This window comes from Methylobacterium sp. WL12 (assembly GCF_008039475.1).
Lineage (GTDB): Bacteria > Pseudomonadota > Alphaproteobacteria > Rhizobiales > Beijerinckiaceae > Methylobacterium > Methylobacterium cerastii.
Genome location: NZ_VRUW01000065.1, coordinates 22,871 through 29,279, shown reverse-complemented (window position 1 = coordinate 29,279; position 6,409 = coordinate 22,871). Strand labels below are relative to the sequence as shown.

Below are 6,409 nucleotides of genomic sequence, written 5' to 3'. Positions count from 1 at the left end.
TGGTCGCGACGCTGGGCTACTGGCGCCAGCTCAACGAGGGCACGGTCAACAGCATCTCGTCGGGCGCCTTCACCGACATGGGCCACGCCCCGTCCTTCTCGGACAACCTCGTCGAGGTCGCCCGGGCAAACTGACCTTGTCGGTCGGCGGAGCGGACAATAAGGACAAGCGCCCAGCAGGGCGTTTGTCCTTGCGGCGGCGACCATTGGATGAGCGGCGCGCGCGCCTTCGAGTGTAACGCTACCGCAGTCCAGTGGATAATCAGAGGTTCACTTGCCAACCGCTTGCGGTCAAAAGCTAACAACAACGGCGTCAAAGCTCGCGCCAATGGGCAACCTTTAGTAGCAAGCGCACCACGGCCTGCCGGAATACCATGCCTAGCGCGTTCCTAGTACACCTACTGAAAAAGTTTGTTGGATCAATGACTTGCTTCTGCTCAAGCTCAGATCATAATCCTCGTGTCGGGGGTTCGAGTCCCTCTCCCGCTACCATTCATCGAACCCGCCCGGTCTCCGACGTGGCGGGTTTTTTCATGCCTGACGATCGTCTGAAGCCGTGTCGCGTTCGCTCGTTGTGAGCTGGGGATCGTGATGCGTCGGATCGTGCCGCTCCTGATCCTCTTGGCCGTCTTGCCGGCGCCCGCACACTCCGCAGGCGATCCGAGCCGGGACGTGCTTTGGGCCGCGCTGAAGACCTGCGTGCTCGCCAAGACGGTCGCCAACCGGACCTTTCCGTGCCTCGACGTGGATCTCGGCGACGCGGACCGCCCCGGCACTGCGGTTTTGCGTGCGCCGGGCGAACCGACCCACGTCGTGGTGATGCCGACCCAGACGGTGGCCGGGCTCGAGGCGACGGTGTTGCGCGGGGCGCGCGGCGCCGCCTACTGGCACGCGGCCCTGGCGGCGCGGCGCTTCGTGTCGGATCCGCTGAAGGGCCGCGTGCCGGTGGCCGAGGTGGGCCTCGCGGTGAACTCGGCGCGCGGCCGCAGCCAGGACCAGCTTCACATCCATCTCGACTGCATGAAGCCGCGGGTTCTGGCGTCTCTGAAGGCGCACGCGCAGGCGATCCGCGGCAGCTGGGCGCCGTTCCCGGTCGCGCTCGCTGGCGACCGTTACCTCGCGATGCGGGTGCCGGCGGCCGAGGCGGCGCGCTTCAACCCCTTCGCGGCGCTGGCCCGGTTGCCCGGCCGGCGGGACCTGCGCGAGACGAGCTTCGCCGCCGTCGCCACCGCGGCCGGCGACCCCGAGCCCGGCTTCTACGTGCTCGCCTACCGTGCACCGCGGGCGAGCGCCGAGGACCTGATGGATCACGCCTGCGCCGCGGCGCGGTGAGACGGCACCCGGCGCGACGACGCGCTTCCTCGACACGCCGAACGCTGGGGCTATCCTGGATCGATGCATCGACCCGCTACCGCTCGTCCTCGCACCGCGCCCGCCACCGACGGGCCGCCGGGCGGTCGCGAGACGATCTTTGATGCGAATGTCTGAGCCGGCCGGGCCGCCGCGCTGCGTCCACTACGTCGGCTTCAAGGACGACCGCTACTGGAACGCCGTCCGCATCTTCGGCGGCCCTCGGGTGATCCACCGGCGCTGGGACTGGTTCGCAGTGCACGACGTCGGCCCCGACGACCTGGTGGTGTTCGCAGAAGGCGACGAGCGCCAACCGATGGCCGCGTGGAACGCGACCGACATCGACGAGCGCTGGTTGACCTGACACGTCCACGCTGCGGCACTCGCGACGTCGCCCTCGCGCGAACCGAACGCGGATGGCGTTCGTTGATCCGCCATGACCGATCAGCCCCCCGCCCAAGCCTCCGACGCCCTCATCGACGCGCGCCGCCGGGAGATGGCCGTCGAGCACCTTCTCTTCGGCACGATCCGCTTCGTGGCGCAGCGCCACCCGGAACTCCTCGACGAGCTCGACGGCAGCCTCGACCATCTCTGGGACAAGGCCCATGGCGAGGCTCGCGACGACGAGGCGGTGCGCGAGATCGCGCGGCGATTCATCAAGAGCCTTCACGCCGAGCGGTAGAAGCCTGCCGGCAGGGCGGCGCTTAGTTCGCCCATTGGGATCGGCGCGCGGACAACGCGCTGCCGAGAAGCACCGTCCCGCAGGCCGCCGCAAGCACGAGCCCGAGACTGAGGCGACCTGCCGAGGGAACGCCCTTGCGGTCGCGCCAGCCACCGTCGGCCCGGGTGCCTTCGGGCTTCGGCTGGCGCAAAGCACCATGCGTGCGTGGGCCAGGGTCGGCCCTGTCGAGCGCGCGGCGGAAACCCGCACCCATCATCCGTTCGGTCACGGACGGTGCGAGGGCTTAGCCGACCTGGGCCAGGCGCGCAGGCCAGCCCACCGCCACCTCGTGGCGTGGGTGCAGCGCAAGCCGCAAGTAGGTCTCGGCCACGTCTTCCGGTGCATAGTACAGGTGGCCGGGGTTGAGCGTCTTACCGGTCACGTTGGCGCCATGCTCGAGGCCGGGCGTGTCGACGATCGCCGGAAACACGCCGCAGACGTGGATGTGCCGGTGAGGCGCGAGCTCCTGGCGCAGGCTGGCAGAGAAGCCACGCAACCCGAATTTGCTGGCGGTGTAGGCCGCGGCGAACGGCGTCGGCGCCCAGCCGCCCATCGAGACCGTGTTGATCAGCGTGCCGCTCCCCTGACGTAGGAAGTGCGGCAGCACGGCGTAGGCGCCGTGGATGGCGCCCATCAGGTTGATCGCGATCGTCTGCCTGTGCAGATCGAGCGGCGCGTCGAGGAGCGGGCCGAACACGCCCGCGCCGGCGTTGTTGATCCAGACGTCGATCCGACCGAACGCGCCCACCGCCCCGTCGGCCAGCGCCGACACGGCCTCGAGATCGGTGACGTCGGTGGGGATCGCCACGGCCTCGCCGCCGCGGCCGCGAATATCGCGCGCCAACGCGTCGAGCACGTCGGCCCTGCGGGCGGCCAGGACGACGCGGCTGCCCCGGGCGGCGAACGCCTCCGAAGCCGCGCGTCCGATGCCGCTCGATGCGCCTGTGATGACGACGGTCGTCCCGCGAAGGTCGGCCATGTTCGGGCCCTGTCTTGGAACGGTCCCAAAGGCGAACCGGGGGCAGGCGGGGCAGTTCCGGGAGGTGGCTGCGCCACGAGCGCCCACCGCACAGTCGTGAAGCGGGGGTGTCGCCAACCACGTACCGAGACGATCCGCCGCGTCCTACCAGTATATAAGCCCTGCGCCTCCGCACTCAGGCCATAACACATTTTAGTAAATAATTCTTACAGTATGTAGGAGCCCATCTGTCAGAATTCTTGTAATACAAGGCGATGCAGGTTTCCCTGGTTACGCTCGGCTCGCATGGCGACGTGCTGCCCTTCCTTGCGCTTGCCGCCGCACTCAAAGATCGCGGCCATAGGGTTGCGCTGGCCGCCCCGGCGCCGTTCGGCGACCTCGCGGCGCGGGCGGGGATCGACTTCCACGCGCTAGGCACGCGGGCGGATTACGAGCGGACCCTCCGGCACCCGAACCTCTGGCACCCGACGCGGGGGGTCGCGCCGCTGCTGCAGACGCTGTCCACGGCGACCGAGCCGGTCTTCGCGTGGGTGCAGGCCCGCTGGTCGGCGGAGGGCGGGATCGTCGTCGCCTCGCCCAACAGCCTTGGGGCCCGCATCGCGCAGGACAAGCTCGGCCTGCCCTTGGTCACGGTCCACGTCGCCCCGTTCCTGATCGAGAGCCGTCGCGAGGCGCCGGTGCTGCCGGGCCTGGCCGCGGCGCGACGCCTGCCGTCGCGCTTTCGGCATTGGCTCGGGCGGGGCGGGGACCGCTACGTCATCGATCCGGCGGTGCTGCCCGACCTCAACGCCTTCCGCGACAGCCTCGGCCTGCCGCCGGTCCGCCGCCTGCGCCACTGGTGGAACAGCCCGACCCGGATGGTGCTGACGTTCCCGAACTGGTTCGCCCGCCCGCAGGCGGATTGGCCGGAACAGGCCGTGCAGGTCGGCTTTCCCCTCGCGGACCGTTACGGCGACCGGGCCGTGCTCGATCCCGAGGTCGCGCGCTTCCTCGATGCGGGCACGCCCCCCATCGCCTTCACCTATGGATCAGGGATGCGGCAGGGGCGCGCGTTCTTCGAGACTGCGGTCGCCCTGTGCCGGCGCATGGGCCGGCGCGGCATCCTGCTGGCGCCGCAGGCCGACCAGATGCCCGGGGCGCTGCCGCCGGAAATCCTGCGGGTCGCCTACGCGCCGTTCAGCGCGCTGCTGCCGCGCTGCGCCGCCCTGGTCCATCACGGCGGCATCGGCACCGTGGCGCAGGCGCTCGCCGCCGGCATCCCACAACTGCTCGTGCCGGTGGCATTCGATCATTTCGACGAGGCCGTCCGCCTCCGGCGCCTCGGCGTCGGCGCCGCGCTCAGCCGGCGCCGGTTCACGCCGCCGCGTGCCGCACGCGTGCTGGAGCGGCTCCTCGGGTCGCCGCAGGTGGCGCAGGCCTGCCGCGAGGCCGCGCAACTTTTGGCGCAAGAGGACGGGCTCAACGCGACCTGCGACGCCGTCGAGCAGGCGATGACGGCCTGATTATCGACGAAGCGGCTTCGGACATGCCGAGCCTGTCGCGCAAAAGCAGGCGTACCGCGTGGGACATGGCGTCCGTCGAAGCCATCCGCGGCAGCGGACCACAGGCTCAGAACCGGTGGTCCGGCGTCGGGTTGGTCCAGCACTCCACGCACGCGCATTCGGTGCGAGAAGGGACGGACCCACGCCATACCCCATCCAGCGCAAAAAGCTATCCTCGTGCTCGGCGGCCTGCTCTGCCTGTTGGCGCCGATCGGCCCGGCAGCTGCGCAGAGCACCGGTTACGTCACCGGCTTTCCGGGCAAGGACCCGGCGGGCGACGACGAGATCGGCTGGGGGCCGGCATACCGGCCGGAGACGAGCTTCTCGCAACCCGGCACGCCGCCCACGCCCGGGGATTTCGCCGGTGCCGCCTACCGAGCGCGCACAGGTCGCGGGCCTTACGACAACCTGCAAAACACAAGCGGCGCACGCCCGATCGCTGTCAGGTCCGGCGAGGATTACGCGAGACCGTCTCGGCGTGTCGTCCGCTCACGCCACCGGGTCGGACGGACTGCAACGGTTCGCAGCCCGAGCCGTCGCGCGACACGGCAGGCCGATCGCTGACGGCGCGATCGCCGCCGATCGACCGGCGGCAGTCCGAACCCGGCATCACAGAAAGCCGATCTTCCGGGCGAAGTAGTCGCTGTTCGGGTCGACGCCTATCGGCTCGGGCGACACGAAGGGCCGGGCCGCCTGAAACACGACCATCGCCAGGAGGGCTGCCACCGAGCCGCCGAGCGGCGCGGACAGCACGGCCAGGACCGGCGAGTAGCGCCAGAGCAGCGCGGCCGTGATCAGCAGCCCGAGACCGGACGCGATCACGATCCGAAAGATGCAGCATTCCGACGGTTGCATGCCGGCCTCCCAATCTCCGGGTTTAATCACAGGTTGTTAATGTTGACAAACCTGCAACCGTGCCGTGTGTGCGTACTCTTCCACGCGGGCGATGGTCTGCGGGTGTCCGCCCCGTACTTTGATCCTGTCCGAAGCTTGAGCGCAATGCGGGTGCTTTGCGCCGGCTCGGCGTGGCCGAGTACGCGGCGCGACGCAGGCTTCGCAACGGTTGCCGATCCGGCGTGGCATCGGCTTTGCGACCGTGCTTCGCGTCATGCTGCGGTGCAGCGTGCGCGCTCGCACGTCACGGCCGAGGTGGCATCACCACGTTTGATCGGACGCTGATCGCCACGCGGCCGGGCAGTTTTCGGACCGCGTCACCAAAACCGAAAGAGGATGCCGACCATGGAACTGAAGCCATTCAGCTACGCAATGATCGGGGCCTTCGCCTTCGGCCTCGTCGCCACCATCGTCGGTACGGCGAGCGCCATCGGGACCTTCTGATCACAACCTCGCTTCGCGTCGAGGCAACGGCGGCGGGGTGCACGTCCCGCCGCCATCATGTTCGCGGTGGAGTGGTTTGGCGTTTCGTTGCGATCGGCCACTCCGGTCCGCATGGGTCGCCGGTATCCACCTGTGCCCGCGAGCGATCCCGCAGGGGCCGGTTCGTGCCATGAGATCACGCCGTTCTTCGAAGTGCCATCCGGCCCGGAGAACCGCGACACCTTCGGGACGTTTGCCCTCTTATACGGTGAGGTTCGCATGTCCGCTCGAAACGCCGACGCCGACCCTCTGACGAACAGCGGAAGCGGTATGGTTGCAGATCGACCGGGCATCGAACGGATCGACGATCGCCTTGGCCGAGCCTCCGCGGATGACATCAGCCTGCCGCCGTTGGCGGTCGCGGAAGAAGAAACCGACGTGGGTCTGGCGCAGAGGGGCACGGGTGAGGCTGCGATCGTCCGCCGCGAAACTGAAATCTGAA

6 protein-coding genes and 1 pseudogene are annotated in these 6,409 nt (G+C 69.1%); 5 read left to right on the top strand and 2 right to left on the bottom strand.

The genetic code is table 11. The features are described 5' to 3' along the window. Nucleotides 1-590: 590 nt before the first annotated feature. From FV226_RS20055 to FV226_RS20045, 3 genes are all read left to right on the top strand, one after another. A complete protein-coding gene (locus FV226_RS20055; protein ID WP_147764267.1) occupies nt 591-1,331 on the top strand; it encodes a CDP-diacylglycerol diphosphatase in 741 nt (246 codons plus the stop codon). Between the two features lie 148 nt (nt 1,332-1,479). Further along, the gene (locus tag FV226_RS20050) at nt 1,480-1,713 is read left to right on the top strand and encodes a hypothetical protein (protein ID WP_147750922.1); all 234 of its coding nucleotides are present in this window, start codon (nt 1,480-1,482) and stop codon (nt 1,711-1,713) included. 72 nt (nt 1,714-1,785) lie between these two features. Next, on the top strand, nt 1,786-2,031 hold the full coding sequence (locus FV226_RS20045) for a hypothetical protein (protein WP_246685653.1): 246 nt from the start codon (nt 1,786-1,788) through the stop codon (nt 2,029-2,031). Nucleotides 2,032-2,053: 22 nt separating this feature from the next. Here FV226_RS20045 and FV226_RS20040 read toward each other — a convergent pair. Continuing rightward, a pseudogene (locus tag FV226_RS20040) lies at nt 2,054-3,049 on the bottom strand (SDR family oxidoreductase). Nucleotides 3,050-3,303: 254 nt separating this feature from the next. Between FV226_RS20040 and FV226_RS20035 the strand changes: the two are divergent. Further along, nucleotides 3,304-4,551: a nucleotide disphospho-sugar-binding domain-containing protein gene (locus FV226_RS20035; protein ID WP_147764266.1), complete on the top strand. Its 1,248-nt coding sequence runs from the start codon at nt 3,304-3,306 to the stop codon at nt 4,549-4,551. 648 nt (nt 4,552-5,199) lie between these two features. On the opposite strand, the gene FV226_RS20025 is transcribed toward FV226_RS20035, so the two are convergent. Further along, nucleotides 5,200-5,445, bottom strand: a complete 246-nt coding sequence (locus FV226_RS20025) for a hypothetical protein (protein WP_147750925.1) — start codon at nt 5,443-5,445, stop codon at nt 5,200-5,202. 540 nt (nt 5,446-5,985) lie between these two features. Here FV226_RS20025 and FV226_RS20020 point away from each other — a divergent pair. Then, nucleotides 5,986-6,408 carry a hypothetical protein gene (locus FV226_RS20020; RefSeq protein WP_147764265.1) on the top strand — a complete coding sequence of 141 codons (423 nt, stop codon included), beginning with the start codon at nt 5,986-5,988 and terminating at the stop codon, nt 6,406-6,408. Nucleotide 6,409 lies beyond the last annotated feature (1 nt).

Bases quoted from the DNA above. Each gene is read 5' to 3' on its own strand.
- FV226_RS20055 (WP_147764267.1), top strand. From the start codon at position 591: ATGCGTCGGATCGTGCCGCTCCTGATCCTCTTGGCCGTCTTGCCGGCG.
- FV226_RS20045 (WP_246685653.1), top strand. From the start codon at position 1,786: ATGACCGATCAGCCCCCCGCCCAAGCCTCCGACGCCCTCATCGACGCG.
- FV226_RS20050 (WP_147750922.1), top strand. From the start codon at position 1,480: ATGTCTGAGCCGGCCGGGCCGCCGCGCTGCGTCCACTACGTCGGCTTC.
- FV226_RS20035 (WP_147764266.1), top strand. From the start codon at position 3,304: ATGCAGGTTTCCCTGGTTACGCTCGGCTCGCATGGCGACGTGCTGCCC.
- FV226_RS20020 (WP_147764265.1), top strand. From the start codon at position 5,986: ATGTTCGCGGTGGAGTGGTTTGGCGTTTCGTTGCGATCGGCCACTCCG.
- FV226_RS20025 (WP_147750925.1), bottom strand. From the start codon at position 5,445: ATGCAACCGTCGGAATGCTGCATCTTTCGGATCGTGATCGCGTCCGGT.